The organism is Streptomyces marianii, from assembly GCF_005795905.1.
GTDB classification, from domain to species: Bacteria; Actinomycetota; Actinomycetes; order Streptomycetales; family Streptomycetaceae; genus Streptomyces; species Streptomyces marianii.
In genome coordinates this window covers 747331-772621 of sequence record NZ_VAWE01000001.1, presented here as the reverse complement: position 1 = coordinate 772621, position 25291 = coordinate 747331, and the positions used below count along the sequence as shown (strand labels likewise).

22 protein-coding genes and 2 pseudogenes are annotated in these 25291 nt (G+C 71.9%); 14 read left to right on the top strand and 10 right to left on the bottom strand.

Annotation, left to right across the window (positions count from 1 at the left end; all coding sequences use genetic code 11):
* Positions 1-165 precede the first annotated feature (165 nt).
* On the top strand, positions 166-1029 hold the full coding sequence (locus FEF34_RS03535; RefSeq protein ID WP_138051818.1) for an Fpg/Nei family DNA glycosylase: 864 nt from the start codon (positions 166-168) through the stop codon (positions 1027-1029).
* Between the two features lie 38 nt (positions 1030-1067).
* Here the strand turns inward: FEF34_RS03535 and FEF34_RS03530 are convergent, their stop codons facing one another.
* Positions 1068-1748 carry a zf-HC2 domain-containing protein gene (locus FEF34_RS03530; protein WP_138051817.1) on the bottom strand — a complete coding sequence of 227 codons (681 nt, stop codon included), beginning with the start codon at positions 1746-1748 and terminating at the stop codon, positions 1068-1070.
* Positions 1749-1930: 182 nt separating this feature from the next.
* Here FEF34_RS03530 and FEF34_RS03525 point away from each other — a divergent pair, with 182 nt between their 5' ends.
* The 5 genes from FEF34_RS03525 to FEF34_RS03505 all read left to right on the top strand — a co-directional run bounded on the left by FEF34_RS03525 (position 1931) and on the right by FEF34_RS03505 (position 6915).
* Positions 1931-2206 carry a zf-HC2 domain-containing protein gene (locus FEF34_RS03525; RefSeq protein ID WP_234042256.1) on the top strand — a complete coding sequence of 92 codons (276 nt, stop codon included), beginning with the start codon at positions 1931-1933 and terminating at the stop codon, positions 2204-2206.
* A 48-nt stretch (positions 2207-2254) separates the two neighbouring features.
* Positions 2255-3112, top strand: a complete 858-nt coding sequence (locus FEF34_RS03520; protein WP_138051816.1) for a LytR/AlgR family response regulator transcription factor — start codon at positions 2255-2257, stop codon at positions 3110-3112.
* Between the two features lie 458 nt (positions 3113-3570).
* Positions 3571-3951, top strand: coding sequence for a DUF485 domain-containing protein (locus FEF34_RS03515; protein ID WP_138051815.1), 381 nt, complete (start codon positions 3571-3573; stop codon positions 3949-3951).
* A gap of 22 nt (positions 3952-3973) precedes the next feature.
* Complete coding sequence (locus tag FEF34_RS03510; protein ID WP_138051814.1) at positions 3974-5707, top strand: sodium/solute symporter; 1734 nt, start codon at positions 3974-3976, stop codon at positions 5705-5707.
* Positions 5704-6915: a sensor histidine kinase gene (locus tag FEF34_RS03505; RefSeq protein WP_138051813.1), complete on the top strand. Its 1212-nt coding sequence runs from the start codon at positions 5704-5706 to the stop codon at positions 6913-6915. Before FEF34_RS03510 ends, FEF34_RS03505 begins: the two co-directional genes overlap by 4 nt.
* Positions 6916-7111: 196 nt before the next feature.
* Here FEF34_RS03505 and FEF34_RS03500 read toward each other — a convergent pair whose 3' ends face one another.
* The 4 genes and pseudogenes from FEF34_RS03500 to FEF34_RS03485 all read right to left on the bottom strand — a co-directional run bounded on the left by FEF34_RS03500 (position 7112) and on the right by FEF34_RS03485 (position 10733).
* Positions 7112-7630 (bottom strand): cytochrome c maturation protein CcmE, encoded by a 519-nt coding sequence (locus FEF34_RS03500; RefSeq protein WP_138051812.1) that lies wholly within the window; start codon positions 7628-7630, stop codon positions 7112-7114.
* Between the two features lie 352 nt (positions 7631-7982).
* Positions 7983-8519, bottom strand: a complete 537-nt coding sequence (locus FEF34_RS03495) for a sigma-70 family RNA polymerase sigma factor (RefSeq protein ID WP_138051811.1) — start codon at positions 8517-8519, stop codon at positions 7983-7985.
* Between the two features lie 258 nt (positions 8520-8777).
* Positions 8778-10214: an amino acid permease gene (locus FEF34_RS03490; protein ID WP_138051810.1), complete on the bottom strand. Its 1437-nt coding sequence runs from the start codon at positions 10212-10214 to the stop codon at positions 8778-8780.
* 109 nt (positions 10215-10323) lie between these two features.
* Positions 10324-10733, bottom strand: a pseudogene (locus FEF34_RS03485) (universal stress protein).
* A 156-nt stretch (positions 10734-10889) separates the two neighbouring features.
* Here FEF34_RS03485 and lysX point away from each other — a divergent pair.
* The gene (gene lysX / locus FEF34_RS03480) at positions 10890-14201 is read left to right on the top strand and encodes a bifunctional lysylphosphatidylglycerol synthetase/lysine--tRNA ligase LysX (RefSeq protein ID WP_138051809.1); all 3312 of its coding nucleotides are present in this window, start codon (positions 10890-10892) and stop codon (positions 14199-14201) included.
* Between the two features lie 121 nt (positions 14202-14322).
* Here the strand turns inward: lysX and FEF34_RS03475 are convergent, their stop codons facing one another.
* Entirely contained in the window at positions 14323-14916 is a 594-nt protein-coding gene (locus tag FEF34_RS03475) for a class F sortase (protein ID WP_138051808.1), read from the bottom strand.
* A 380-nt stretch (positions 14917-15296) separates the two neighbouring features.
* On the opposite strand from FEF34_RS03475, the gene FEF34_RS03470 reads away from it, so the two are divergent.
* Together FEF34_RS03470 and FEF34_RS41950 are read left to right on the top strand one after the other, a co-directional pair.
* Positions 15297-15581 (top strand): hypothetical protein, encoded by a 285-nt coding sequence (locus FEF34_RS03470; RefSeq protein ID WP_138051807.1) that lies wholly within the window; start codon positions 15297-15299, stop codon positions 15579-15581.
* Between the two features lie 503 nt (positions 15582-16084).
* A pseudogene (locus FEF34_RS41950) lies at positions 16085-16351 on the top strand (hypothetical protein); the annotation flags it as partial.
* Between the two features lie 125 nt (positions 16352-16476).
* Here FEF34_RS41950 and FEF34_RS03460 read toward each other — a convergent pair.
* Both FEF34_RS03460 and FEF34_RS03455 read right to left on the bottom strand, forming a co-directional pair.
* Positions 16477-17031 (bottom strand): hypothetical protein, encoded by a 555-nt coding sequence (locus tag FEF34_RS03460; RefSeq protein WP_138051805.1) that lies wholly within the window; start codon positions 17029-17031, stop codon positions 16477-16479.
* Between the two features lie 190 nt (positions 17032-17221).
* The gene (locus tag FEF34_RS03455; protein WP_138051804.1) at positions 17222-17986 is read right to left on the bottom strand and encodes a bestrophin-like domain; all 765 of its coding nucleotides are present in this window, start codon (positions 17984-17986) and stop codon (positions 17222-17224) included.
* 230 nt (positions 17987-18216) lie between these two features.
* Between FEF34_RS03455 and FEF34_RS43600 the strand changes: the two genes are divergently transcribed.
* The 4 genes from FEF34_RS43600 (at position 18217) to FEF34_RS03435 (ending at position 22914) form a co-directional block, all read left to right on the top strand.
* Positions 18217-18342 carry a hypothetical protein gene (locus FEF34_RS43600; protein ID WP_267905175.1) on the top strand — a complete coding sequence of 42 codons (126 nt, stop codon included), beginning with the start codon at positions 18217-18219 and terminating at the stop codon, positions 18340-18342.
* 397 nt (positions 18343-18739) lie between these two features.
* Positions 18740-19708, top strand: a complete 969-nt coding sequence (locus FEF34_RS03445; protein WP_138051803.1) for an SCO0930 family lipoprotein — start codon at positions 18740-18742, stop codon at positions 19706-19708.
* A gap of 225 nt (positions 19709-19933) precedes the next feature.
* Positions 19934-20746, top strand: a complete 813-nt coding sequence (locus tag FEF34_RS03440) for an SAM-dependent methyltransferase (RefSeq protein ID WP_138051802.1) — start codon at positions 19934-19936, stop codon at positions 20744-20746.
* Positions 20746-22914, top strand: coding sequence for a putative bifunctional diguanylate cyclase/phosphodiesterase (locus FEF34_RS03435; protein WP_171052797.1), 2169 nt, complete (start codon positions 20746-20748; stop codon positions 22912-22914). Before FEF34_RS03440 ends, FEF34_RS03435 begins: the two co-directional genes overlap by 1 nt.
* A 473-nt stretch (positions 22915-23387) precedes the next feature.
* On the opposite strand, the gene FEF34_RS03430 is transcribed toward FEF34_RS03435, so the two are convergent.
* Positions 23388-23768 (bottom strand): winged helix-turn-helix transcriptional regulator, encoded by a 381-nt coding sequence (locus FEF34_RS03430; protein ID WP_138051800.1) that lies wholly within the window; start codon positions 23766-23768, stop codon positions 23388-23390.
* Positions 23769-23915: 147 nt separating this feature from the next.
* Between FEF34_RS03430 and FEF34_RS03425 the strand changes: the two genes are divergently transcribed.
* Positions 23916-24323 carry a RidA family protein gene (locus FEF34_RS03425; RefSeq protein WP_138051799.1) on the top strand — a complete coding sequence of 136 codons (408 nt, stop codon included), beginning with the start codon at positions 23916-23918 and terminating at the stop codon, positions 24321-24323.
* Positions 24324-24377: 54 nt separating this feature from the next.
* Here FEF34_RS03425 and FEF34_RS03420 read toward each other — a convergent pair whose 3' ends face one another.
* A complete protein-coding gene (locus FEF34_RS03420) occupies positions 24378-25289 on the bottom strand; it encodes a LysR family transcriptional regulator (RefSeq protein ID WP_138051798.1) in 912 nt (303 codons plus the stop codon).
* Positions 25290-25291: the final 2 nt, after the last annotated feature.

The window sequence follows — 25291 nt, the reverse complement described above, 5'->3', positions numbered from 1 at the left end:
CGTCGTCGCGCGCCCGCCGGGGTTTGCGGAACAGCTCTCAGCGAGCCCGTTGGGGCGCGGTGCGGACGTTCCCGGCCGGACGGGACTCTCGAGACCCGCCCCAGGGACCGGACCGGTGCCCGGGGCGGGCCTGCGCGAGCGGACCCGGTACGGCAGGCTGGAGCCATGCCGGAACTGCCCGAAGTCGAAGCGCTCAGGGGCTTCCTCGACGAGAACCTGCTCGGCAAGGAGATCGCCCGGATGATGCCCGTGGCGATCAGTGTGCTGAAGACGTACGACCCGCCGCTCACCGCCCTCGAAGGCGGCGAGGTCACCTCCGTGCGCCGGCACGGCAAGTTCCTGGACATCGGGACCGCAGGCGGACTGCACCTCGTCTTCCACCTCGCCCGGGCCGGCTGGCTTCAGTGGAAGGACGTCCTCCCGTCGGGCATGCCCCGCCCGGGCAAGGGTCCGCTGGCCCTGCGCGCCGCGCTCACCGGCGGGGACGGCTTCGACCTGACCGAGGCCGGCACGACCAAGCGGCTCGCCGTGCACCTCGTGCACGACCCGGCCGAGGTGCCCGGCGTCGCCCGCCTCGGACCGGACCCGCTCGCGGACGACTTCGACCGCGACGCGTTCGCCGCGCTCCTCGCCGGGGAGCGCCGGCAGATCAAGGGCGCGCTGCGCGACCAGAGCCTCATCGCCGGAATCGGCAACGCGTACAGCGACGAGATCCTGCACGCCGCGAGGATGTCGCCGTACAAGCTCACCTCGAGACTCGGCGAGGACGAGATCACCGGTCTCTACGAGGCGATGCGCACGACGCTCACCGACGCCGTCGAGCGTTCCAGGGGCCTGGCCGCCGGCCGGCTGAAGGCCGAGAAGAAGAGCGGTCTGAGGGTTCACGGCCGCACCGGCGAGCCCTGCCCCGTGTGCGGCGACACCGTCCGCGAGGTGTCGTTCCACGACTCGTCACTGCAGTACTGCCCCAGGTGCCAGACGGGCGGCAAGCCGCTGGCGGACCGCAGGCTGTCACGGTTGCTCAAATGACGGCGCGCGGGCGCCGGGGGCGGGCCCCGGGCCGACGGTCAGCGGTCCAGGGACACCAGGTGCTCGCCGCTGTCCGTGCGGACCTCGAAGCGGCCGATCTCCTCGCGCTGCAGCGCCGTCCCCGCCTCCATGTCCATCTCCTCCTCCGCCCCCGGGGTGTCTGTCCCGTAACCGGCAGGAGGCACCGACCAGCTGGTGACGGCGTACTCCGTGCCGTCCTTGGCGACCGCGACCAGCCGGCAGGTCCGCGGACCGGGCAGCTTCGCCATGCGCAGGGCCACGGCCGTGCCCCAGCCCTTGGAACGCAGGTCCACCGCGCCGTAGACACCGGTGGCGCCGTCCGTGGCCGTGATCCGCTCGTCGGGGCCTCCCGTGAGCGGGCCGTCCGGCCCGCGCGACAGGCTCACCGCAGCCGCGGGCAGCGCCACGACCAACGCGGCCGCCGCGGCCACGAGCCGCAGCCTGCGGCGCGAAGCGCGCCGGCGCCGGGCCGCGACCTCGTGGAGCAGGCGCTCCAGCAGCCGCGGCGCGGGCGGTTCGTCGGCCCGGCCGGGACCCGCGAGATCGCCCAGCGCGGACGCGACCGGGGCGAAGTCGGAGAGCCACAGGGCGCAGAGGCCGCAGTCCGCCAGATGCTCCTCGAAGCGGAAGGCGTCCGCGGGGTCGAGGACACCGAGCGCGTATGCGGCCACATCCCGGTGCTGCTCCCGCAGATTCATGGACCAATCCTTCGGCTCGTCGGCTACGAACGGTGCATACGAGGCGTATGCACCGTGGGTGTCGCCCTGGAATACGCAGCGGAGCAGTGCCGTGCTCAGCGGCGGAAGGGGAAAGTGCGACCGGGTCGTGCAGTGCTGCGACTCTGGCGCGGAGTTATGGAGAGGACCGTCAGAATGGGTGGGTGAACGGTGGAGATTCGGGCGTCCGTATGACCGGGCGACCTTCCGGCAGTCCTCATGTGGAGCCGCTGCTCGGCGCGTATGTCCTCGGTGTGCTCGTCCCCCACGAGGAGGCCCGGGTGGCGGGGCACCTCACCCACTGCCACCGGTGCCGTGCCACGTACCTCGGCATGGCCGACGCCCAGGAGCTGCGGGCGGCGTGTGCGGAGGACGACTCCTTCGGCACCGGAGCCGCCGGGTCGGGAGGGACCGGCGGCCGCGCCCGGTGGACGAGGTGATGGACACGCCCGTGGCCGCACGGGCGGCCCGTGCCTAAAATCCGCAGCATGCTGCGCGTACTTGCCGTCGACGACGAGAAGCCGGCGCTGGGGGAACTGCTGTACCTGCTGCGATCCGACCCGCGGGTGCGCAGCGCGGACGGTGCCACCGACGCCACGGAGGCGCTGCGCCGCATCAGCCGGGCGCTGGACGCGGGACCGGACGGCGGCGACGGCATCGACGTCGTCTTCCTCGACATCCACATGGCGGGGCTCACCGGGCTCGACGTCGCCCGGCTGCTCTCGGAGTTCGCCAGGCCGCCGCTGATCGTGTTCGTCACGGCCCATGAGGGCTTCGCCGTGCAGGCGTTCGACCTCAAGGCCGTCGACTACGTCCTCAAGCCGGTGCGCAGAGAACGGCTCGCCGAAGCCGTCCGCCGGGTCAGCGATCTGACCGCCGCGGCGCGCGGTGCCCGGCAGTCCCCGCCGGTGGCCGGCGCGGACGCGGGCGCGGCGGGCGGGCCGGCCCCGGACCGGGCGGGCTCCGCCGCCACCGGTCCCCTGGTCACCGGGTCGACCGCACCGGGCACCGCGCCCGAGCAGATCCCCGTCGAACTCGGTGGCGTGACCAGGTTCGTCCCCATCGACGAGATCGCTTACGTCGAGGCTCAGGGCGACTACGCGCGGCTGCACACGGCCGACGGCAGTCATCTCGTCCGGATCCCCCTCTCCACGCTGGAGGAGCGCTGGGCGTCCCGCGGCTTCGTCCGGATACACCGCAGCCACCTCGTGGCCCTCGGCCGGATCGACGAACTCCGACTGGACGCGGGTGCCACGACCGTCCGCGTGGGCGCGGCGGAACTCGCCGTGAGCCGCCGCCACGCCCGTCAGCTGCGGGAGCTGCTGATGCGCCACGCCCGGGGCTGACCGCCGCCCCTCCGTGGCCCCACGGCGGCGACCGCCGAGGACGCGCCGTGTGCCGCCGGTGGGGAAACCGCTGTGCCAACGACGCGAGTCTCCCCGGGGCCCGGACGGACGCCGCACAGTGGATGTGACCCGGCTCCACCGCGGAATCCGGTCGCGCTCGGGAAGGGCGAGTTCGCCGCGTGGCGGCGAGCCGGGCCCCGACAACCGCGCCGGACGCCTCGCTCCGGGGAAGCCGGGCGGTGCGGCTCTCCCGCAGTCGTGGGCGACGGGAGAGCCTGCCCCGCCGGCCGAGCCGTACCCCGGACCGGCGCCCCGGTGAGATCGCGCCGAGACCCCCGGCGCCTATCCCTGCCTCGCCCCACCTGCGTAGACTCCAACGACCCTTGCGGGCAGGCCGCCCGTCGCAGTGAGCGGCCGTCCCGTACGAGCCGCCGAGAGAACGCCGGGAGCGGACGCCGATGTCTGCAGCACAGCCACCCCGCCGTGAAGTCGTCACGGGCGTGCCCCGCGGCACCCGCCGCCGCCCCGGACACGCCCCCGCCCACTCGGAGATCAGCGAGCAGACCACGATCGGCGCGGTCTACGTGCGCTCCCTGATGCGCAGCCAGCTGCGTGCCGCCCTGTACGCGCTGGGCACGCTGGCCGTCCTCGTCGGCACGCTCCCACTGCTCTTCGCCTTCCCGGCCGCCGTCCTCGGCTCCTTCTCCTCGCCCGAGCCCTTCGTGTGGGTGGTGCTCGGGGTCGGTGTCTACCCGCTGATGTGGCTGACCGCCCGCTGGTACGTCCGCCGCGCCGAGCGCAACGAAGAGGACTTCACCGGGCTCGTCGAAGGCCGCTGAGACCGCCAGTGGGGGACGACCGGTGAACCAGACCTACGCGGTGGCGGCCGTGACCTCGGTGGTGCTGGCGACCGTCCTCATCGGCGCCCTCGGCCTGCGCATCTCCCGGACGACCTCCGACTTCTACGTCGCCTCACGCACCGTCAACCCCGGGCTGAACGCCGCCGCCATCAGCGGCGAGTACCTGTCCGCCGCCTCGTTCCTCGGCATCGCCGGGCTGGTGCTCCTCCAGGGCCCCGACATGCTCTGGTACCCGGTCGGCTACACGGCGGGCTATCTCGTGCTGCTCGTCCTCGTCGCCGCTCCGCTGCGGCGCTCGGGCGCGTACACGCTCTCGGACTTCGCCGAGGCGCGGCTCGAGTCGCCCGCGGTGCGGCGCCTCGCCAGCCTGTTCGTCGTGGGCATCGCCTGGCTCTATCTGCTGCCCCAGCTCCAGGGCGCGGGACTGACCCTGGAGATCCTCACCGGCGCCCCCGACTGGTTCGGTGGGCTCCTCGTCGCCGTCGTCGTCACGGGCGCCGTCGCCGCGGGCGGGATGCGCTCCATCACCTTCGTACAGGCGTTTCAGTACTGGCTGAAGCTGACGGCGCTGCTGGTCCCCGCCCTGTTCCTCGTCGCCGCCTGGGCCGGGGACGACGCGCCCCGGGCGCGCTTCGACGCGCCCGCCGTCCTGCGCGAGCACACGGAGGTCCGGCTCGACGCCACCGTACGGATCGAACTGGACGCACCGCTGTCCGTCGGGGTGACCGGCACGATCGACGGCACCCGCCACGAGGGGGGTCGGACCACCCTCGACGAGGGCACCCACCAGGTGGAGTCGGGCACCACTCTCACCTTCCCTCCGGGTGCGGACATACCCGAACGGGCGTCCACCGGCGCCGACCCCGCCGGCTGGTCCCAGCCCCTCGCGGGCGGGCGCGACGGCTACCAGCTGTACGCCACGTACGGCCTGATACTCGCCACCTTCCTCGGCACCATGGGCCTGCCGCACGTCGCCGTCCGCTTCTACACGAGCCCCAACGGCCGCGCGGCGCGCCGCACCACCCTCGTGGTCCTGGGCCTGATCGGCGCCTTCTACCTGCTGCCTCCCGTGTACGGGGCCCTCGGCCGGATCTACGCTCCGGAACTCGCCCTGACCGGCGACGCCGACGCCGCCGTGCTCGTCCTGCCGGAACGGATGGTCGGCGGACTCGCGGGCGATCTGCTCGGCGCGCTCCTCGCGGCCGGCGCGTTCGCCGCCTTCCTGTCCACCGCGTCCGGGCTCACCATGTCCGTCGCCGGGGTCCTCAGCCAGGACGTCCTGCCCTCGCGCGGTGTACGCCACTTCCGGCTCGCGACCGTCCTCGCCATGGCGGTGCCGCTCGCCGTCAGCGTCGTCGCCACCAACGTGCCGGTCGCCGACGCCGTCGGGTTGGCCTTCGCCGTCTCCGCGTCGTCCTTCTGCCCGCTGCTCGTCCTCGGCATCTGGTGGCGCGGACTGACCCCGCCGGGCGCCGCGGCCGGACTGGTCACCGGCGGCGGAGCAGCACTGACCGCCGTGATGGCCACCCGGGCCGGACTCGCGCCCGAGGGGTGGCCGCACACGCTCATGGCCTGGCCGGCCGTCTGGTCCGTGCCGCTCGGCTTCCTCACCATGATCCTGGTGTCGCTGGCGACGCCCCGCCACATACCTCCCGGCGCCGCCGCCATCCTCACCCGCCTCCATCTGCCGGAGGACCTCGTCGGCCGGCCGCAGCACGAAGGAGCACAGCGATGACCGGGACGGCGCTGGCGGCACTCGGCGCGGCCGCGGCCGTACTGCTCGCCGCCGGTTTCGCCCTCGGCAGGGTGACGGCCGGCCGCGGGGCCGGCAGTGGGCCGGACCTCGGCACGCCGGTCGAACGGGCCACCTTCCACACCCTGTACACCGCCTCCCTCGCCGCGCCGCCGCTGCGCGCCGGGCTCACCGAGGACACCGCGCGCAGGGCGGCCCGCCGGCTGCGTTCGCTGCTCGGCACCCAGGCGCTGTGCCTCACCGACCGGGAGACCGTCCTCGCCTGGGACGGAATCGGCGCGGACCATCACCGGGAGCGCGTGATGCACCGCGTCGGCGACGTCCTCGAATCCGGTCGCAGCCAGAGCGTCCGTACCGGCTGCGACGACGCGGAGTGCCCGCTCCGCTGGGCCGTGATCGCCCCGCTGACCGGGGAGGAGGGCGTGCTCGGCACGCTCGTCGCCTACGGCACGGGGGAGTCGGCGGTCCTCGTACGGGCCGCCACCGAGGTCGCCCGCTGGGTCTCCGTCCAACTGGAACTGGCCGAGCTCGACCGCTCCCGCACCCGGCTCATCGAGGCCGAGATCCGTGCCCTGCGCGCCCAGATCTCCCCGCACTTCATCTTCAACTCGCTCGCGGCCATCGCCTCCTTCGTCCGCACCGACCCGGAACGGGCGCGGGAACTCCTGCTCGAGTTCGCCGACTTCACCCGCTACTCCTTCCGCCGGCACGGCGACTTCACCCATCTCGCCGACGAGTTGCGCTGCATCGAGCAGTACCTCGCCCTCGCCGGGGCCCGCTTCGGCGAGCGGCTGAAGGTGACACTCCAGATCGCGCCCGAAGTCCTCCCGGTCGCAATGCCGTTCCTCTGCCTCCAGCCGCTCGTCGAGAACGCGGTGAAGCACGGTCTCGAGGACACCGGTCGGACCTGCCGGATCTCCCTCTCCGCCCAGGACGCGGGCTCGGAGGCGGTGGTGACGATCGAGGACGACGGCATCGGCATGGACCCGGCCGAACTGCGTCGGATCCTCGCACGGGAGGCCGACCGCCCCTCCGGCATCGGTCTCTCCAACGTCGACGAGCGGCTGCGTCAGGTGTACGGGGACGCCCACGGACTGGTCATCGAGACGGGTGTCGGGGCGGGAATGAAGATCACCGTGCGCATCCCCAAGTACCGCGCGGGCGTGCACAAGAACGCGGGCGCAACCTGAGCCGGTGCGGTGCGGTGCGGTGCGGTGCGGTGCGGTGCGGTGCGGTGCGGTGCGGTGAGGTGAGGTGAGGTGCGGTGAGGTGCGGTGCGGACGCGCCGGGCCGCACCGGGGAGCGGCAGGGGCGGAGGCCGACGGCGGACGCGCTCGAGGACGGGGCCGGTACCTCCGGGACGGCGTCGGTACTCCAGGGAAGAGCTCAGTACAGATGGATGGCCAGATGGCCCAGCGGGAGACCGAGACGCCAGGCCGGCGTCCAGACCTGGGCGTTCTCGCCGGCTGCCGGGTCCACCGGAAGGGCCGGGTGCCACGGGTCGGTGTCGCCCAGATCGGCGGCGAGGAGTTCGGTCCGCTCCAGCCATCCCCAGGTGTCGCGGGCCAGGGCGAGATCGGGGTCCGTGCCGGGGACGTCCCGGTCGAACGTCTCCCGTTCGGCCATGCGGTCGCGCACCCACTCCTGCCACGGATGGCCGTAGGCCGTGACGGACAGCCATTCGTCCAGCCGTGACGCGGTGGGGACACCGGCCGGGCCGTCCTCGGCGCCGCAGAGGTGGACCGTCAGCGCCAGCGTCGCCCGGCCGGCTCTGTACTCCAGTGAACCCGGCTCCACCAGACCGCCGGTGCGCAGCACCTCGTCGGCGAGGTACTCGGCGCACAGCCATGCCATGGGGACTGCCAGACCGCCTCCGCTGGTGCCGTTCGTACTCTCGGGCCGCACTCTCTCCACCTTCTCCCGGGACGTGTTCGGGCACGGGTCTCGACGACGAGCCTCCACCTGAAGACACGTGTCACGGTTCCTCTTTACTCAACTCGAACGGGTGGTTTCGAATCCGGTCGCCTGTGAACGTGGCACCAGGGAGGACAGGTGCCCTGTGGGAATCCGGGGGCGGAAGTGACCGGCCCGTGTCCGACGGTGCTCGCACCGGCGCCCCTCGTGCGGCACCGGTGCGGCACGAGGGGCGCCGCGCCGGGAGCGGCCCGCGACGACCGGGCGGGCCGTCGTTCCGAGCTCCGCTGGGACGGGCGGTCGCCGGAGGCGCCGTCTCGTGGGCACAAGGAGGGCGGGCGGCTCACGCCGCCGAGGAGAGCGACCTCCTGCTGTAGCCCGGCAGACCGCGGGCCATGGCGCGCAACGCGTGGTGCGAACGGGACTTGACCGTGCCCTGCGGGATACCGAGCGCTCGGGCGGCCTCGGCCACGCTGCGGCCCTGGAAGTAGATCTGCACCAGTACGGCACGGTGCTCGGGGCTCAGCGACCTGACCGCGGCCCGCACGTCGAGCGCGGCGACCGCCCGGTCCGTCACGTCGGAGGGGTCCGGCGTCGCGGCCAGTACGCCGTCCCCGATCTCCGCCGGCCGCGCGAGCCGCGAGCGGCGCGCGTCGATCGCGAGGCGCCGTCCGACGGTGAAGAGCCACGGCCGCATCGACTCGTACGGCGCGTCGAACGCCTCGGGGTGCTGCCAGGCCCTGAGCAGGGTCTCCTGCAGTAGGTCCTCCGCACGCTGTCGGTCCCCGTACGTCAGGCCGACGAGAAAGCTCAGCAGGGCGGGACCGTGTTCGCGCTGCAGCTCCGCCAGGGCCCGCTCGTCGGTCGTCGCCGTCGTCATCGTCGGCTCCCTTTCCGCAGGATCTTCCGGGGGGTCGGTGCTCCGTGTGCTTCGTGGCGTATACGAGCGCAACGGCGAGCGGAGGGACAGGTGTCGAGCACGGGTGTGCGACGAGCGGTCGCACAGAGCGGCGAGTGGTGCGCCGAACGGTCGGCCGGACGGTCGGCCGGACGTGCTCGCGACGGCCGCGCATCCGGTGGGACGGCGCCGGACGGGGAGGGGCCGTCACGAGTACGTCCGGCGCGCGACACTCCACGGTCACCCGTTCGGTTCCGCCGGCCCGGCGGACTCCTCCCCCGCGAGGTTCGAGTGCCGGTACGAGTAGGCGAAGTAGATGATCAGCCCGACCACGAGCCACACCGCGAACCGGACCCAGGTCTGCGGGTCCAGGAACGTGATCAGCCAGAGGGAGAACACCACGCCGATCGCCGGAACGAACGGCATGCCCGGGCAGCGGAACGTCCGCGGCAGGTCGGGCTGCCGGTAGCGCAGTACGATCACCGCGAGGCACACCACCACGAAGGCCAGCAGGATGCCGATGTTCGTCAGCTCGGCGGCCTCGCCGATCGGCAGGAGGCCGGCGATCAGCGCGGAGCCGGCACCGACGATCCACGTCACCCGCACGGGCACGTGCCGCGTGGGGTGCGTCTTCGCGAACCAGCGTGGCAGCAGTCCGTCCCGGCTCATCGAGAACCACACGCGCGTCACGCCCAGCATGAACGTGAACATCACCGTGAGGATCCCGATGACGGCGCCGATCGCGATGACGTTGGCCAGACTCTCCAATCCCACCGCCTTGAAGGCCGTCGAGAAGCCGCTCTCCGGATCGATCTCCTTGTAGTTCTGCATACCCGTCAGCACCAGGCAGGCCAGCACGTAGAGCACCATCGAGATCGCCAGCGAGCGGATGATCGCCTTGGGCATGTGCCGCTGTGCGTCCTTGGACTCCTCGGCGGCCGTGGACATGGCGTCGTAGCCGAACACAGCGAAGAAGACGGTCGCCGCCCCCGTGACGGCCCCGCCGACCCCGAACGGGAAGAACGGGGTGTAGTTCGCCGTGTCGATGTGGAAGAAGCCGACCGCGATCACCAGCAGCACGACCAGGACCTTCAGCACCACCACGATCGTCTCGAAACGGGCCGCGTTCTTGATGCCCAGCGTCAGCAGACAGGCGATGAACAGACACAGGACCATCGCGAAGAGGTCGACCTTGTGCCCGGGACCCGTGCCCGGCGCGCCCAGCATCCACGCGGGCAGATCGAGCCCCAGCTGTCCCAGGAGGAAGCCGAAGTAGCCGGAGATCCCGATGGCGACCACCGCGACGATCGCCGTGTACTCCAGCAGCAGGTCCCAGCCGATGAACCACCCCGCCAACTCGCCGAGCACCGCGTACCCGTACGTGTACGCCGAGCCCGCCTTCGGGATCAGGCCGGCGAACTCCGCGTACGAGAAGGCCGCGGCGGCACTCGCCACACCCGCGATCAGGAACGACACCACCACCGCGGGTCCGGCCCGGTCGTGGGCCACCGCTCCCGCCAGGGCGAAGATGCCGGCGCCGATGATGCCGCCGACGCCGATCGCGGTGAGCTGCCAGAGGCCGAGCGTTCTGGTGAGCTGCTCGCTCGGAGCGCCCTCCTGGATCTGTTCGATGGGCTTGCGGCGCAATACGCCCTGCCCCACCCGGAGCCGTGCCATGAGACACCTCTTCGCGGACTGCAGTCGGCCGATGGCGGCTCATGATGGCCGAGGTGGAGCAGTGGTGGAAGACGACATGCGGTCGCGCCGAGGTGAGGGTTCCGGGAGGCTACGGAACCACCGTCACGGGCCGGCGCCCGGCCTTCACCAGCCGTACGGCCACCGAGCCGACGATCCGGTGTCCCGCCGACTCCGACGCGCCCACCACCACGGCGTCCGCCTCGAGCTCGTCGGCGGCCGCCACCAGCCCGTTGTACGGGTCGCCGCGGAAGGTGTGGAACTCCCGGCGCACGTCCCGGATGCCCCGCACCCGCTCGGCCGCCTCGCGGATCTCCGCGACCAGCCCCTCCGCTGTCTCCCCGGTGGTGTCGCGACCGGGGCGCCGAAGGCGGCGCCCGCCGTCATCGGCGGCTGCACGTACACGAGGGCGAGAAGCGCGTTCTGCCGCCGCGCCAGACCGCCGGCGTACGACGCCGCCCGTAGCGACGACTCCGAACCGTCCACACCCGCGACGATCACCTTCGGACCGTCCGTACCGCGCTCGGAACCCCGGGGCTGCCCACTCAGGCGACCAGGCTGGACGGGCCCTGCGGATCCCGCAGGGCCCGTCCCCGCGGGGGGCTCCCCGCCCCGCCCGACAGGCGGCCCGGCGACCGTCTCCCTAGAGTGCGGAACATGAGCATCAGCGTGGCGGAGCGTGCGACCGCCGCCCGGAGCGGCCTGAAGGCCAGGGTGCCGGGCGCCTTCGCGATGTTCTTCGCCCTGCTCGGCGTGTACTGCGCGGTGATCGCGCTGATCGCCCCGCTGCGCAGGCTGCTCAGCCCGGTCTCCGCGTTCCTCGACCTGGTGGCCGTACCCGTCAGCGCCAACCTGGCCTACGCCGTCTTCCTGCTCCTGCTGGCGGCGGCCATCGGCGCCCGCAAGAAGGCCGCCTGGTGGCTGGTCGTCGCCTATCTCGCCCTGCTCGTCCTCACCGACGTCCTCACCCTGGCCCTGCTGCGGGACTGGTCGTGGATCCCCAATCTGGTCCTGTGCCTGATGGCCCTCGGCGTGCTGTTCGCCGCGCGCGGCGAGTTCTACGCCCTGACCCGCCGCGGCGCCCTGCGGCACGCCCTTCTCGTGCTCGTCCTCGGGCTCGTGCTGGCCGTGCTCGTCGGCTGGGGGCTCGTGGAGCTCTTCCCCAACGACCTCCCGCAGGGGCAGCGGCTGCTGTGGGCCGCCAACCGGGTACTCGGAGGGCTCGTCTCCAACGCTCAGTTCGACGGCACTCCGCCCCGCGCCCTGTTCTTCCTCCTCGGCCTCTTCGGCGCGCTCGCGCTGCTCAACTCCGCCCGGACCCTGTTCCGCTCACAACGGATGGAGGCCGCGCTGCACGGCGACGAGGAACCCCGTATCCGCGCCCTGCTCGGCGCCTACGGCTCCCAGGACTCGCTCGGCTACTTCGCCACCCGCCGGGACAAGGCCGTCGTCTTCGCGCCCAACGGCAAAGCCGCAGTCACCTACCGCGTCGAGGCCGGCGTGGCCCTCGCCAGCGGGGATCCCGTCGGCGACACGGAGGCATGGACCCCCGCCGTCGAGGCCTGGCTCGACGTCGCCCGCCGCTACGCCTGGGCGCCGGCCGTCATGGGCGCCTCCGAGGACGGTGCGCGTGCCTACGCCCGCTCGGGGCTCGGCGCCATCCAGCTCGGGGACGAGGCGATCCTGCACGTCGACCGCTTCGACCTGAACGGCCGGGACATGCGCGTCACCCGGCAGGCCGTCGGCCGGGTCCGCAGACTGGGGGCCACCACCCGCATCCGCCGGCACTCCGCCCTCGGCGCCGACGAGATGAAGCAGATCATCGACCGCGCCGACGCGTGGCGCGACACCGAGACCGAGCGCGGCTTCTCCATGGCCCTCGACCGGCTCGGCGACCCCGAGGACGGCGACTGCCTGCTCGTCGAGGCCCTCGACGCCGACGGGAACCTCATCGCCCTGCTCTCCTTCGTCCCCTGGGGCCGCGACGGGATCTCCCTCGACGTGATGCGCCGGGACCGCGACCACGCACCCAACGGGATCATGGAGTTCATGGTCGCCGAGCTGTGCGCGGAGGCCCCGCAGCTCGGCGTGCGCCGGATCTCCCTCAACTTCGCCGTCTTCCGCTCCGTGTTCGAGGAAGGCGCCAGGATCGGCGCGGGACCCGTCCTCCGGCTCTGGCGCAGGCTGCTGCTGTTCTTCTCCAGATGGTGGCAGCTGGAGGCGCTGTACCGCTCCAACGTCAAGTACCAGCCGGCCTGGTACCCGCGCTTCCTCTGCTACGGGGACGCCGGGGCCCTCGCCCGTATCAGCCTCGCCTCGGCGATCGCCGAGGGCTTCGTCTCCGTGCCCCGGCTGCGCAAGCGCTGGGGCAACGGGCGGCCGCGCGGCGTCGTCGCCGGGCCGGTCGCCGGCACCAGGGACCTCCCGCCGCTCGACGCGCTGGAACTCGCCGGACCCGACACCGTACGGCCCATGGGGGAGCGCCGGCTGCCCGAACAGGTACGCGTCCGCCACCGCAAGCTCGAACGGCTGCGCGAGCAGGGCGTCGACCCGTACCCCGTGGGGATCGCCGCACGGACCGACCCGCTCGCCGCCGTACGCGCCGCCCATCCGGACGTGCCGCCCGGGGCCCGTACCGGGCAAAGAGCCACGGTCGCCGGGCGGGTCATGGCCGTACGCGACTTCGGCGGAGTCCTCTTCGCCGTGCTGCGCGACTGGTCCGGCGACCTCCAGATCGCCCTGACCCGCGACGGTTCAGGACCCGGGGTGCTCGCCGCCTTCTCCGCCGACGTCGACCTCGGCGACCACGTCACGGCCACCGGCGAGATCGGTGCCAGCGACCGCGGCGAACTCACCGTCTTCGCCGGCGCCTGGCAGCTCACCGCCAAGTGCCTGCGTCCGCTGCCCGACAAACGCCGGGGACTGGCCGACCCGGAGGCACGGGTACGCCGCCGCTATCTCGACCTGGTCACCAGCCCCGACGCCCGCAGCGTCGTCCGGGCCCGCTCCACGGCGGTGCAGGCGCTGCGGCAGGGGCTGCTCGACCGCGGCTACCTCGAGGTCGAGACCCCGATGCTCCAGCAGATCCACGGCGGCGCCAACGCCCGCCCGTTCACCACCCACATCAACGCCTACGACATGGACCTTTACCTGCGGATCGCACCCGAGCTGTTCCTCAAGAGGCTGTGCGTGGGCGGCATGGAGAAGGTCTTCGAGCTGGGCCGCACCTTCCGCAACGAGGGCGTCTCGTACAAGCACAACCCCGAGTTCACGATGCTGGAGGCGTACCAGGCGTTCGCCGACTACGACGTGATGCTCGACCTGACCCGCGAGCTCATCCAGGGCGCCGCCACCGCCGCGTTCGGCGCTCCGGTCGCCCACAAGAAGGGCCCCGACGGCAAGCTCGTCATCCACGACATCTCCGGCGACTGGCCCGTCAAGACCCTGTACGGAGCAGTGTCCGAGGCACTCGGCGAACCGGTGGACGCCGACACCGACGACGAGCGGCTGCGACGGCTCTGCGACCTCGCGGGAGTGCCGCACGGCCCCGAGGACACGCGCGGCGACGTCGTGCTGGAGATGTACGAGCGGCTGGTCGAGGAGAAGACCCAGCTGCCGACCTTCTACAAGGACTTCCCGACCGACGTGTCCCCGCTGACCCGTCAGCACCGTCGTGACCCGCGCCTCGCGGAACGCTGGGACCTGGTCGCCTTCGGCACCGAACTCGGCACGGCCTACTCGGAGCTGACCGACCCGGTCGAGCAGCGGCGGCGGCTCACCGCCCAGTCGCTGCTCGCGGCCGGTGGCGACCCCGAGGCCATGGAGCTCGACGAGGACTTCCTCGACGCCCTGGAGTACGCGATGCCCCCGACCGGAGGGCTCGGCATCGGTGTGGACCGGCTGGTGATGTTCCTGACGGGGCTGACCATCCGCGAGACGCTGCCGTTCCCCCTGGTGCGCAGGCACTGAGCGGAGGACGCGCGGCCGCGCCGCCCTGCCGTCGCCGGGACCGCGTCGCCGCTGTTCGCCCGGACCGCGCTCCCCCGCCGGACGGACCGCCCACGGGCAGCCGTCCGGCGGGGGAGCGGCCTCAGCGCGTGGCGACCATACGGGCGAAGACGACGACGTTCCCGTCGTAGCCGGTGCCCCGCGCGTAGCCGCCGCCGCAGGTGATCACCCGCAGTTCAGGGGTGCCGGTGTCGCCGTAGACCCGGGCGCCCGGGAAGTTGTTCTTGGAGAACACCTCGACGCCGTACACCTCGAAGACCGCGACCCGGCCGTCGTAGCGGGTCACCTCGACGTGCTGGCCCTTCTGCATCGAACCGAGCCCGTAGAACACGGCGGGCCCGCCGGCGTTGTCGACATGTCCGACGACCACGGCGGTGCCCTGCTGGCCGGGGGCGATGCCGTTCTGGTACCAGCCGGCGAGATTGGTGTCCTGTGCCGGCGGTGCTTCGATCCAGCCGTTGGTGTCGAGCCCCACGTCGATGACGGGCGCGTCGACGCCGACGGATCGGATGGCGATCCGCGAGGCCGGGGCGTACGGCAGCGGCTCGACGGTGCCGGGCAGCGGAATGGAGTCCTGGTTGGCGCGTACGTCGTCCAGCGAAGCCGCCACGGCGGGCTGGGGCGGCCCCATGCCGACGTCGACGCCGTTCCGCACCAGGGCGAGTCCTGTGAGCATGACAAGGGCCAGTACGCCCCAAGGGGAGCGTCTCCTCGAATCCGCCCCCGTGAACTCCTGCCGGCGCATGGTTCTCCCATCTCATCGTCTGCCCGCACGCTAAGCACATGGCAGAGGGGCCGCGACCTGAGAAGGGCGAACGGGTGGTACGGCCGGTCGGGGTGACCCATACGAGTAGACAGTCGGGCAATTTCTCTGACAGTCCGTGACCTGCGAGTCCGTCAGATCCGGGCTGCTCGCCCCGGCGTGTCGATCACCGGGGTGGACGAGTCCCGAAATGCGACGGATGTGCAAGCCGGTGAGGGTTTCGTCATGGAGGGCGTTCTCGTCGAAATCTCCGGAGCACCGTTCCGGGGCGCACCTCCGATGGAGGTTCAACCATGCGTGCTTCACGCGCTGTCGCGGTGGCGATCACCGCGTGTGCGGCCATGGGCGCCACTTCTCCCGTGGTCGCCGCCACCGCCACCGGAGGTGGCAACGGTCCGGCCAACGTCCGTCTCTCCCCGTCCGAGGTCCACCAGGGCTCGACCCTGACCATCCTGGTCGACGGCTGCCACCGCGGTGGCACGGTGTCGTCCAACGCCTTTCCCGCCGCGAACCTCAGTGCCGACCGCGGCGGGTTCTACGGCCCGAGTGGCAAGCGGGCGGGGACGAGGTCGACGTGAACGGGCACGCGAACGTCAACGGGAACGCGAACGCGAACAGCTTCGGTCAGGACCAGAACAACAACGGGAACAACAACGGGAACGGCAACGGGAACAACAACGGGAACGGCAACGGCAACGGGAACGGCAACGGGAACGGCCAGGATCAGGGCGGTAACAACAACGGTCGCAACGACAACGGTCGTAACGACCAGGGCGGGAACAACAACGGTCGCAACGACAACGGTCGTAACGACCAGGGCGGGAACAACAACGGTCGCAACGACAACGGTCGTAACGACCAGGGCGGGAACAACAACGGTCGCAACAACAACGGTCGTAACGACCAGGGCGGGAACAACAACGGTCGCAACAACAACGGTCGTAACGACAACAACCGCCGGAACGACAACGGCCGCGGCAACGAAGGCCGGAACGACAACAACCGCCGGAACGACAACGGCCGCAACGACAACAACCGTCGCAACGACCGCGATCGCTTCGACAACTTCCGGGGCGGGGCGGGCGTCGCCGTCGCCACGGCCCGCATCTTCGACCGTGCGACCCCGGGCCAGTACAACCTGGCCGTCCGGTGCCACGACAGCAACCGGATCGCGACACGCACCTTCATCGTGCTCTCGGGCCGCGGCGCCCAGGGTGGTCTCGGTGGCTCGCAGAGCCCTTCCAGCACCGAGATGGCCGTGGGCGGCGGTCTCGTCGCCACTGCGGCCGTAGGTGGCGCCGTGTACCTCCTCCGGCGTCGCCGCAGCATGAGCGGCGGAGAGGTCTGAACGGCCCAATCCCCCTGGTCGGCCCGCAAAGCCCGTCTCCCCGAGTCCTGACAACCAGGATGACTCGGGGAGACGCGGGCTTTGCGGGCCGACCCGAACGGGACGGGGGAGCCGGCAGGGAGAAGTCAGTGCAGTCGGCTGCCCGAGCGGCGGCGCACGACGTAGACGACGCCACCGGACGCTGCCAGGACGAGCACGACGCCTGCCGCGATCTCCACCGCGTTCATGGCGCTGATGCTGCCGCCCATACCGCCCTTGACGCCCCGGGGCTGGGATGCGGCCGTGCTGGTGGAGCGGATGGTGGGCGTGGCCGCCGCGCCACTGCCGCCGGAGATGGTGAGGTCCGTGGTGCCGGTCTGGTTGTTGCACGTGAACTGGACCGAGTACACGGCACCGCGCCGTGCGTCCAGGTCGACCCGCGCCGTGCCGGTCTGGCGCGGCGGGATGGTCACGGTGTCGAACACGCCCGACGAGGCCGTGGCCGTGGTGTTGCAGCCGGACACGCCCAGAGTGACGGTACCGCCCGGGGCGACGGTCGAGGGGGTGACGGCGAACGAGAACGGCTGCTTGCGGACGCTGCCGCCGGCGCCGTCGGCGGTGTCGGCCGCCGCGGTGGGAAGGGTCAGGGCGAGGGCGGCCGCTCCCATGAGAGCGGCGGACGCGACGGGTATCGCGCGCATGGCAATCCTCCGGGTCCCCGAGGAGCAGTTGCGGAAGGGTTTTCCACAAGGGCGGGTAATGCACCTCGATGACCGAAACGCTAGAAGTGCGCATTCACCCCCGCGATCTCAGACGGGCGAATGGGGCACGCTTGTCCCCCGGGTGGCGCACCGGCGGTCTCCCCGGCTTGCGCCACCCGGAGACGCGTGCTCAGCCGAGGACGTGCGGGAAGAGTTCCGTGAACGGCCCGGGGGCGGCTGAGAGGCCCCGTCCGAACGGCGCGTCGAAATCCCAGATCAGGAAGAGCAGGAACGCGATCAGCGCACTGAAGAGGCCGGCCAGCAGCAGTTCCCGGAAAGTCCGGCGGATCTGCAGGGTGAAGATCAGCCCGACGGTGACCGCGGCCCCCGCGACCAGGCCGAACCACACCACCCCGGGCATCGTCGCCTCGGCGCCCTGCCCCCGGGCCCCACGGGCGTCGTCCACCGCCGCCACCTGGTCGACGAGGGGCTGGTACGCCTGGCCCTCGTGGTCGTTCCTGGGTACGTAGTCCGTCACGTCCCTGCGCACCTGTTCGAGCCGCCGTGTGCCTTCCTCCGTCAGCTCGCCCTTCTCGACCATGTGGCGCCACTCCGTGTTCACGACGTGCGAGACATAGGCGTCGACGCTGCCCCGGATCCGGGCGCGCGCCTCGGCCGGGTAGACCTCGGCGCGCGCACTCACCTCGTGCAGCGCCTGGGCCTCCTGGCGTACCGAGTCCTCCGCCGCGCCGCGCGCCTCCCAGACACCCGCGATGGCGAGGCCGAGGACGATCGCGTAGACCACGCCGATCATCATCGTCATGTACTCGATGACGTCCGGGGTCTCCGACGGATCGTCGTCGTCGCCGACCCGCCGCTGGTTGATGAAGGTGATGGCGAGGACGACCGCACACGCCGCGGCCATGGCGAGGGACAGTACGACCCACTCCGACAAGTGAACCTCCGGGAGCTAGCGGGATCGGGGGCGAAGGAACGCCGCGGCGAGCACGGCGGGGGCGGTGACCAGGAGCGTGAGGGAGACCAGCGAGGGTCCGCCGCGCGGCTCCGCGCGCTGGGGCCTGCGGTAGTGGGGGAGGGCGACCGGGGTCGGCCTCGGCGGTGCGGGGCGGGTCTTCGGGGGCGGCGACGGCGGTGGCGGCGGTGGCGGGGGAACGGGCTCGATCCGTGGCGGTGTGGGTGCCGGCGGTGGCGGTGGTGGCGGTGGCGGTGGCGGTGGAGGCGGTGGAGGCGGTGGTGGCGGAGGCGGTGGTGGTGGCGGAGGCGGCGGTGGTGGCGGCGGTTCGGGAATGAGGACCGGGCCCGCGGTGCAGTGGGCGCCGCCGGCGATGGCGACGGAGGAGTTCGGCCCGTTCGGCTCGTTCGGCCCGCCGGGGCCGATCGAGGCGTACGAGCAGGAGTCGGCCGCGGCGGGCAGCGGGGCCGTCAGCAGCCAGGCGAGTGCGGCGGCTGACAGCAGCCGCGCGACGAGCGATCCGTACACGCTGGTGAGCATGATCCACGCCAGGGCCGGACACGCCCGGAGGAGGGGCGATTCGCCTGATGGTGGGGATGTTCGGGGATCGTGTTTGCGGCCCCGCGAAGATTTTTTCCGCCGGCCGTTGAACACACCCCGCCTCGCCGCGCGTACCTAGGGCCATGAACGGCGCACCAAGGGCGCCACAACGGACACCGGGCTACGGGAGTTGACATGAAGACCTGGCGGAACGCCTCGCTCGCGGTGACCGCGGCGGCCGTACTCGCGCTGACGACGGCGTGCGGTCAGGAGACGGAGGCGCAGCCGAACGGCCAGGCCGTCGGAGCGGTCAACCCCGCCGGGCAGCCCGCCGCCAACAGTGGCTACGGACCCGGATCCGGGTACGGTGCGGAGGCCGGTGCCGCGGACGCCAAGCCGAAGACGGCGGGCCAACTCGCCGTGTGGGAGAGCAAGAAGCTCGGCGAGGTGCTCACCGACAGCGACGGCCTGACCCTCTACCGCTTCGACAAGGACTCCGTCGACCCGGTGACGTCCAACTGCAACGGCGACTGCGCGAAGGCATGGCCGGTGGTGGCCGCCGGCGATGTCACGCCGGCTCCCGGGACCGACGCCTCGCTGATCGGCTCGGTCACCCGTGCCGACGGTACCAAGCAGCTCACCGTCGGCGGCTGGCCGATGTACCGCTACGCGAAGGACACCAAGCCCGGGGACGCCAACGGACAGGGGGTCGGCGGCACGTGGTTCGCCTCGGCGCCCGACGGCAAGAAGGCAGCGCTCGGTGGTGGCGGCGGCGAGGTGGCCGGCGGCGGGTCCTCGGACCTCGCCGGCCTTTCCGTCCGCAAGGACCCGAAGCTCGGCGAGATCGTCGTGGACAAGAACGGAATGACTGTCTACCGCTTCATGAAGGACTCGGCCTGGCCGATGAAGACCGCCTGCACGGGTGGCTGCCTGGAGAAGTGGCCGGTCGTAGCGCCTGTCGACAAGAACGACACCGAAGGCATTCTGAAGAAGGGCTTCGTCACCTTCGACCGTCCCGACGGAATCAAGCAGCAGACCATCGACTGCTGGCCGATCTACACCTTCGCCGGCGACAAGAAGCCCGGTGACACCAACGGCCAGGGAGTGGGCGGCACCTGGTACGCCGTGTCGCCCCAGGGCAAGCCGGTCGGAGCGCCCAAGTAGGTCCCCACGCAGCGCTCCGGCCACCGGCCCGCCGTCACGCCCCCGCGTACGGCGGGCCGGCTGTTTGGGGTGGTTCCTGCCAGCACGTGCCGGTGGCGTGTGACCAAGAACGGACCGTTAATTTCCGTTTCTGCTCGCTCTCTTGGCGGGCGATCAGTAGCCTCGGCTCGAACACCGGCCGTGCGAATGGCCGTTAATCCCCGTGGCGACTTGTTGGAGACATCAATGGAGCGTCCCGCCTGGGCCCCGCCGGGCATCGACATCTCGGTGCCGAGCGTGTCCCGCATTTACGACTACTACCTGGGCGGCTCGCACAACTTCGAGGTCGATCGTGAAGCCGCCCGGAAGGCCATGCAGTTCCTCCCGGGCCTTCCCAAGATCATGCAGGCGAACCGGGCCTTCATGCGCCGTGCCGTACGTTACGCCGTGAGCGAGGGCGTCAACCAGTTCCTGGACATCGGCTCCGGCATACCCACGTTCGGCAACACCCACGAGGTTGCGCAGAAGGCCGACCCCGAGGCGCGGGTGGTGTACGTCGACCACGACCCGGTCGCCGTCGCCCACAGCCAGGCGGTGCTGGAGGGGAACGAGCGAGCCGGGATCGTCCAGGCCGATCTGCGCAAGCCGGCCGACATCCTCGCGGACTCCGAGACCATCCGGCTGCTGGACCTCGAACGGCCCGTGGCCCTGCTGCTCGTCGCCGTCCTCCACTTCCTGGAGGACTCCGACGACCCGCAGCGGTCCGTCGCCGCACTGCGGGACGCGCTCGCCCCCGGCAGCCTCGTCGTCGTCACCCACGCCTCGTACGAGGGCATCCCGCTGCCCAAGGAGCAGGCGGGCGGCGCCGTCAGGGTCTACAAGGACATCCGCAACCCGCTCGTGATGCGTTCACGGGAGGAGATCGCACGGTTCTTCGACGGGTTCGAGACGGTCGAGCCCGGACTGGTCTCGATGCCGGACTGGCGGCCCGAGACACCGGACGCGCAGGAGGACCCATATGCGTTCTCCGGCTACGCAGGGGTGGGGCGCAAGGCGTGATGACGCCGTCGCAGGCAGCGGGCTCGACGGCGGGCCCGGACGACCTGGAGGACAGGCTCAGACGGTTCGCGACCATCTGGAGCCGGGCGATCTTCCCGGTCACCGCCACATCGCTGACCCGTCCCGAGTTCGAGGGGCATCTGCTGCCGCTGGCGAGGCAGTTGAGTGACGCACTGCACACGCGCCCGTTCGACCCGGGCCCCGCCCAGCGGGTCGGCGCCGCCCTCGTCGAGGTCCACTGCACGGACCCGGACGCCCTCAGCCGCACGCTCGGCGTCGTCGACGCCTACCTGGTCCTGTACTGCGGGAACGACCAGGAGCCCGCCGACGACAGCCGGGCCCGCTGCGCCAGACTGCAGCACGCCCTCGCCGCCGGGTACGCCCTCGCGCTGCGGGAGCGCACCCTCAGCGAGCAGGAGGCCATCGCCAGGTCGGCGCTGTCGGCCCGCAGCGTGGCCATGGAGGCCCTGCACGCCACCGAGACGCGCTTCCGCGCGGTGTTCGAGGACGCGGCGATCGGCATCGGCATCGCCGACCTGGACGGCAACGTCCTGGAGGTCAACGACACGCTCACCCGGATGTTCGGCGGACTGGAGCACCATGTCCGCGGACGCAAGGTCAACGAATGGGCACACCCGGAGGACCGCCCGCAGACCTGGAACATGTACGAAGAGCTGGTGCGCGGCGAACGCGAGCACTACCGCGTCGAGAAGCCCTTCTACCGCAACGACGGCACGGTGCTCTGGACGAACCTCACCGTCTCGCTGCTGCGGGACGCCGACGGTCTGCCCCAGTACCAGCTGGCGCTGATGGAGGACACCACCGAACGGCGGCTGCTGAACCTCCGGCTGCGCTACGAGGCGACGCACGACGCGCTCACCGGGCTGCCCAACCGGACCCTGTTCTTCGAGCGCCTGGAGAAGGCGCTGGCGGCCGGCGACGGCGCCCGCTTCGGGCTCTGCTACCTCGACCTCGACGGCTTCAAGGCGATCAACGACAGCCTCGGCCACTCGGCCGGCGACCGGCTGCTCGTCGAGGTCGCCGACCGGCTGCAGAGCTGCGCCACGGCCCCCGGGGAGATGGTGGCAAGGCTCGGCGGTGACGAGTTCGTCGCGCTGACGACCGGCCGGGAGACCCAGTGCGAGGTGACCGAGCTCGCCGCCCGGATCCTCGCCGCACTGGCCGCGCCCATCACCCTCGAAGGCCGGGAGATCAGCGTCCGGGGCAGCATCGGGATCGTCGAGGGGCCGGCCGGGGAGCGTACCTCGGCGGAGGTGCTGCGCAGCGCGGACATCACCATGTACCGGGCCAAGTCCGCGGGTGGGAACCGCTTCGAGCTCGCCGACCCGGAGGCGGACGCCCGCGCGATCACCCGGCACGGGCTCACCACGGCGCTCCCTGCGGCCCTGGAGCGGGGCGAGTTCTTCATCGAGTACCAGCCGCTGGTGCACCTCGGCGACGGCCGGGTGCACGGCGCGGAGGCGCTGGTGCGCTGGTTGCACCCGCAACACGGGGTCCTCGGGCCGGACCACTTCATCCCGCTCGCCGAGCACACCGGGCTGATCGTGCCGCTCGGCCGGTGGGTCCTGCAGGAGGCCGTGCGGCAGGCGCGCTTCTGGCACGAGCAGGCCGAACCGGGCTGTTCGGTACCGCCGTTGCGGATCAACGTCAATCTGTCCCCGACCCAGCTGCACCACCCGGGGCTGGTCGCAGACACCGTGGACGTACTGGAACGCTCGGGTCTGCCGCCCGGCGCGCTGTGCCTGGAGGTCACCGAGTCCGCTCTGATCGGAGCGGACGAGGACCTGCTCAAGCCGCTGCGGCAACTCGCGGAGATGGGCGTCGACATCGCGCTCGACGACTTCGGCACGGGCTACTCGAACCTGGCCAATCTGAGGCGGCTCCCGGTGAGGGTGCTGAAGCTGGACCGCTCCTTCACCCGGGGCATGCAGCAGCACCCGGCGGATCCGGTGGACCGGAAGATCGTCGAGGGCATCGTCTCGCTGGCCCACAGCCTGGAGCTGGCGGTGACGGTGGAAGGCGTGGAGACGGGCGTCCAGGCCGAGCAACTGCGCGAGCTGGGCTGTGACACGGCGCAGGGCTGGTACTACGCCCGGCCGGGCCCGCCGGACCGTCTGCACACGCTGTCGCTCGCGGACGCGGTCTAAGGGCTGTCCCGCAGTCCCTGAGGGACCGGCGCGCGGCGTCGGACGCGGTGCGTCGGGAGGCGGAGAGCCGTCCTCGTACCGGGTGTGTTCGGATGATCCGACAACGCGGCGAGGCGTCATGGCTGTCGTCGCGCGCCCGCCGGGGATCGCGGGACAGCCCTTGGCCGGTGCCGCGCCGGACCGGCGCGGAGCCCCGACCGGGTGGCCCGCGAGGGCCCCACCCCGGGGCCCGACGCCGCCGAGGCGCGGGGCTCGGGGCAGGGGCACCGGTGGCCCGGCCCGAACGCCGCCTGGCCCGCGGCGATTGCCGTAAGGACCGGTCAGGGGCCGGGGGCGATCCGTGTCCGCGCTGCGGCGCTCGATCACCCCCCTTCGCGCGGTTCCCGTTCGAGCCGGGAACCGAGACTTCGGAACCGAGCGTTCGGAACCGAGCGTTCGGAACCAGGCGGCAGGAGTGGGGGCGGGCAGAACCGTCAGGCGTCGAAACGGCTGCGGGAGGCCTCGATGTGCCCGAGGTACCGGTGGGTCCAGTCGCACATCGTGTCAACGGTCCGCCGCAGGGCCAGCCCTGGCTCGGTGAGGCTGTACTCGACCCGCGGCGGCACGGTGGGGTGCACCTTGCGGTGGGCCAGACCGTTGCGCTCCAGCATGCGCAGGTTCTGGGTGAGCATCTTGTGGCTGATGCCCTCCACCTCGCCGAGCAGCTCGCTGAAGCGCAGAGTGCGCTCACCCAGAGCCTCGATGATCAGGAGAGCCCATTTGTTGGCGACGTCCGCGAATATCTCCCGTGCCAGGGAGTCCGCGCGCCGGAGGTCCGCTTCGTCGGGCGAGCCCGTGAACTGCTTGGTCACCATCAGGTTCCCCAGTCACTGAAAAGTGCGTTCTTCCATGTCAGGGGCCACTCTCCTACGGTTACCGAGTAACCACAAGAGACCGAAGGAGCCCTGTCCGGTGGATCCGGGCCGGGGCGTCCTCGTGAGCCAGGACAAGGAGGCGGCAGCATGGCCGTCAGTTTGGTGAACCCCGGCGGACTGCCGGAGATCGACGCCTACCGTCAGGTGTCGGTCGCGTCCGGGTCGAGACTGGTCTTCGTCGCCGGACAGGTCGCCTGGGACGCCGACGGGGTCACGGTCGGGGAAGGCGATCTCGCCGCCCAGGTCGAGCAGTGCTACCTCAACGTCGGCACCGCGCTGGCCGGGGTCGGGGCCTCGTTCGACGACGTGGCGAAGCTGACGGTGTTCGTCGTCGACTGGACGCCCGAGAAGATGCCGCTGCTCATGGAGGGCATTGCCCGTGCGGCCGCGAAGCTGGAGGTGACCCCGGTGCCGCCGGCCACCCTGCTGGGCGTCGCGGCCCTGGACGTCCCCGAGCACCTGGTCGAGATCGAAGCCACCGCGATGCTCGACTGAGCAGCGGTAGCGGCAGCGGCAGGGGGTGGGGAACCGGAACCGGGACCCCGCGCCTCACCCGTCCGAGCCCGGCTCCTGCGGAGCAGCCGACCGCGTCCGCAGGAGCAGGCGCTGGAGTTCACGGGCGGCACGCGGTGGCGCGACGTCGCTGCGGTGGGCCAGCGCGATCGTACGGCGCAGGCCGGGGCGGGCGAGTGCGGTGACCCGGAGGTCGCGGCCCGCGCGTGCCGCGACCATGCGGGGGACGACCGCCAGGCCCAGCCCGGCCCGTACGAAGCCGAGCACCGCGTCCATCTCCCCGCCCTCCACCGTGAACGCCGGCTCGAAGCCCTCCGCGCGGCACGCCGCCACCGTGAGATCTCGCAGGTCGTAGCCGTGCCGGAACATCACGAGCGGCTCGCCCTGGAGGTCCGCGATCCGCACCGGCCGGCGCGGTGCCGGGGACGCCGCCGAGGAGACCACCACCAGATCCTCCTGAAGCAGCTCCACCGTCGTCAGCGCCGGTGACGGAGTCGGCAGCGGCAGTACCACCAGCGCCAGATCGAGCGCGCCGCGCGCAAGCTCCCGTACCAGGTCGTGCGAGCCGCCCTCCTCGATCAGCAGCTCGATCCCCGGGTGCAGATCGTGGAAGGCCCGGAGCACGTCCGGGAGCAGCCCCGTACACACGCTCGGCGTCGCCCCCAGACGCACCCGCCCCCGGCGCAGCTGTGCCAGCTCCTGCACCTCGTGCCGGGCGGTGTCCGCGTCGGCGAGGATCCGCCGGGCCAGCGGCAGCAGCGCCTCGCCCGCGTCGGTGAGGGCGATGTTGCCGCGCGCCCGGCTGAACAGCTCCGCCCCCAGTTCCTTCTCCAGCGACCGGATCTGCTGCGAGAGCGAGGGCTGGGAGACGTGCACCCGCTCCGCGGCCCGGGTGAAGTGCCGGGTCTCCGCGACGGCCACGAAGTACTGGAGTTGCTGGAACTGCACGC

What these genes read in the sequence shown, in the direction of transcription:
- FEF34_RS03535 (WP_138051818.1), top strand. Translation starts at nt 166, where the DNA reads ATGCCGGAACTGCCCGAAGTCGAAGCGCTCAGGGGCTTCCTCGACGAG.
- FEF34_RS03530 (WP_138051817.1), bottom strand. Translation starts at nt 1,748, where the DNA reads ATGAATCTGCGGGAGCAGCACCGGGATGTGGCCGCATACGCGCTCGGT.
- FEF34_RS03520 (WP_138051816.1), top strand. Translation starts at nt 2,255, where the DNA reads ATGCTGCGCGTACTTGCCGTCGACGACGAGAAGCCGGCGCTGGGGGAA.
- FEF34_RS03515 (WP_138051815.1), top strand. Translation starts at nt 3,571, where the DNA reads ATGTCTGCAGCACAGCCACCCCGCCGTGAAGTCGTCACGGGCGTGCCC.
- FEF34_RS03505 (WP_138051813.1), top strand. Translation starts at nt 5,704, where the DNA reads ATGACCGGGACGGCGCTGGCGGCACTCGGCGCGGCCGCGGCCGTACTG.
- FEF34_RS03495 (WP_138051811.1), bottom strand. Translation starts at nt 8,519, where the DNA reads ATGACGACGGCGACGACCGACGAGCGGGCCCTGGCGGAGCTGCAGCGC.
- FEF34_RS03490 (WP_138051810.1), bottom strand. Translation starts at nt 10,214, where the DNA reads ATGGCACGGCTCCGGGTGGGGCAGGGCGTATTGCGCCGCAAGCCCATC.
- lysX (WP_138051809.1), top strand. Translation starts at nt 10,890, where the DNA reads ATGAGCATCAGCGTGGCGGAGCGTGCGACCGCCGCCCGGAGCGGCCTG.
- FEF34_RS03475 (WP_138051808.1), bottom strand. Translation starts at nt 14,916, where the DNA reads ATGCTCACAGGACTCGCCCTGGTGCGGAACGGCGTCGACGTCGGCATG.
- FEF34_RS03470 (WP_138051807.1), top strand. Translation starts at nt 15,297, where the DNA reads ATGCGTGCTTCACGCGCTGTCGCGGTGGCGATCACCGCGTGTGCGGCC.
- FEF34_RS03460 (WP_138051805.1), bottom strand. Translation starts at nt 17,031, where the DNA reads ATGCGCGCGATACCCGTCGCGTCCGCCGCTCTCATGGGAGCGGCCGCC.
- FEF34_RS03445 (WP_138051803.1), top strand. Translation starts at nt 18,740, where the DNA reads ATGAAGACCTGGCGGAACGCCTCGCTCGCGGTGACCGCGGCGGCCGTA.
- FEF34_RS03440 (WP_138051802.1), top strand. Translation starts at nt 19,934, where the DNA reads ATGGAGCGTCCCGCCTGGGCCCCGCCGGGCATCGACATCTCGGTGCCG.
- FEF34_RS03435 (WP_171052797.1), top strand. Translation starts at nt 20,746, where the DNA reads ATGACGCCGTCGCAGGCAGCGGGCTCGACGGCGGGCCCGGACGACCTG.
- FEF34_RS03430 (WP_138051800.1), bottom strand. Translation starts at nt 23,768, where the DNA reads ATGGTGACCAAGCAGTTCACGGGCTCGCCCGACGAAGCGGACCTCCGG.
- FEF34_RS03425 (WP_138051799.1), top strand. Translation starts at nt 23,916, where the DNA reads ATGGCCGTCAGTTTGGTGAACCCCGGCGGACTGCCGGAGATCGACGCC.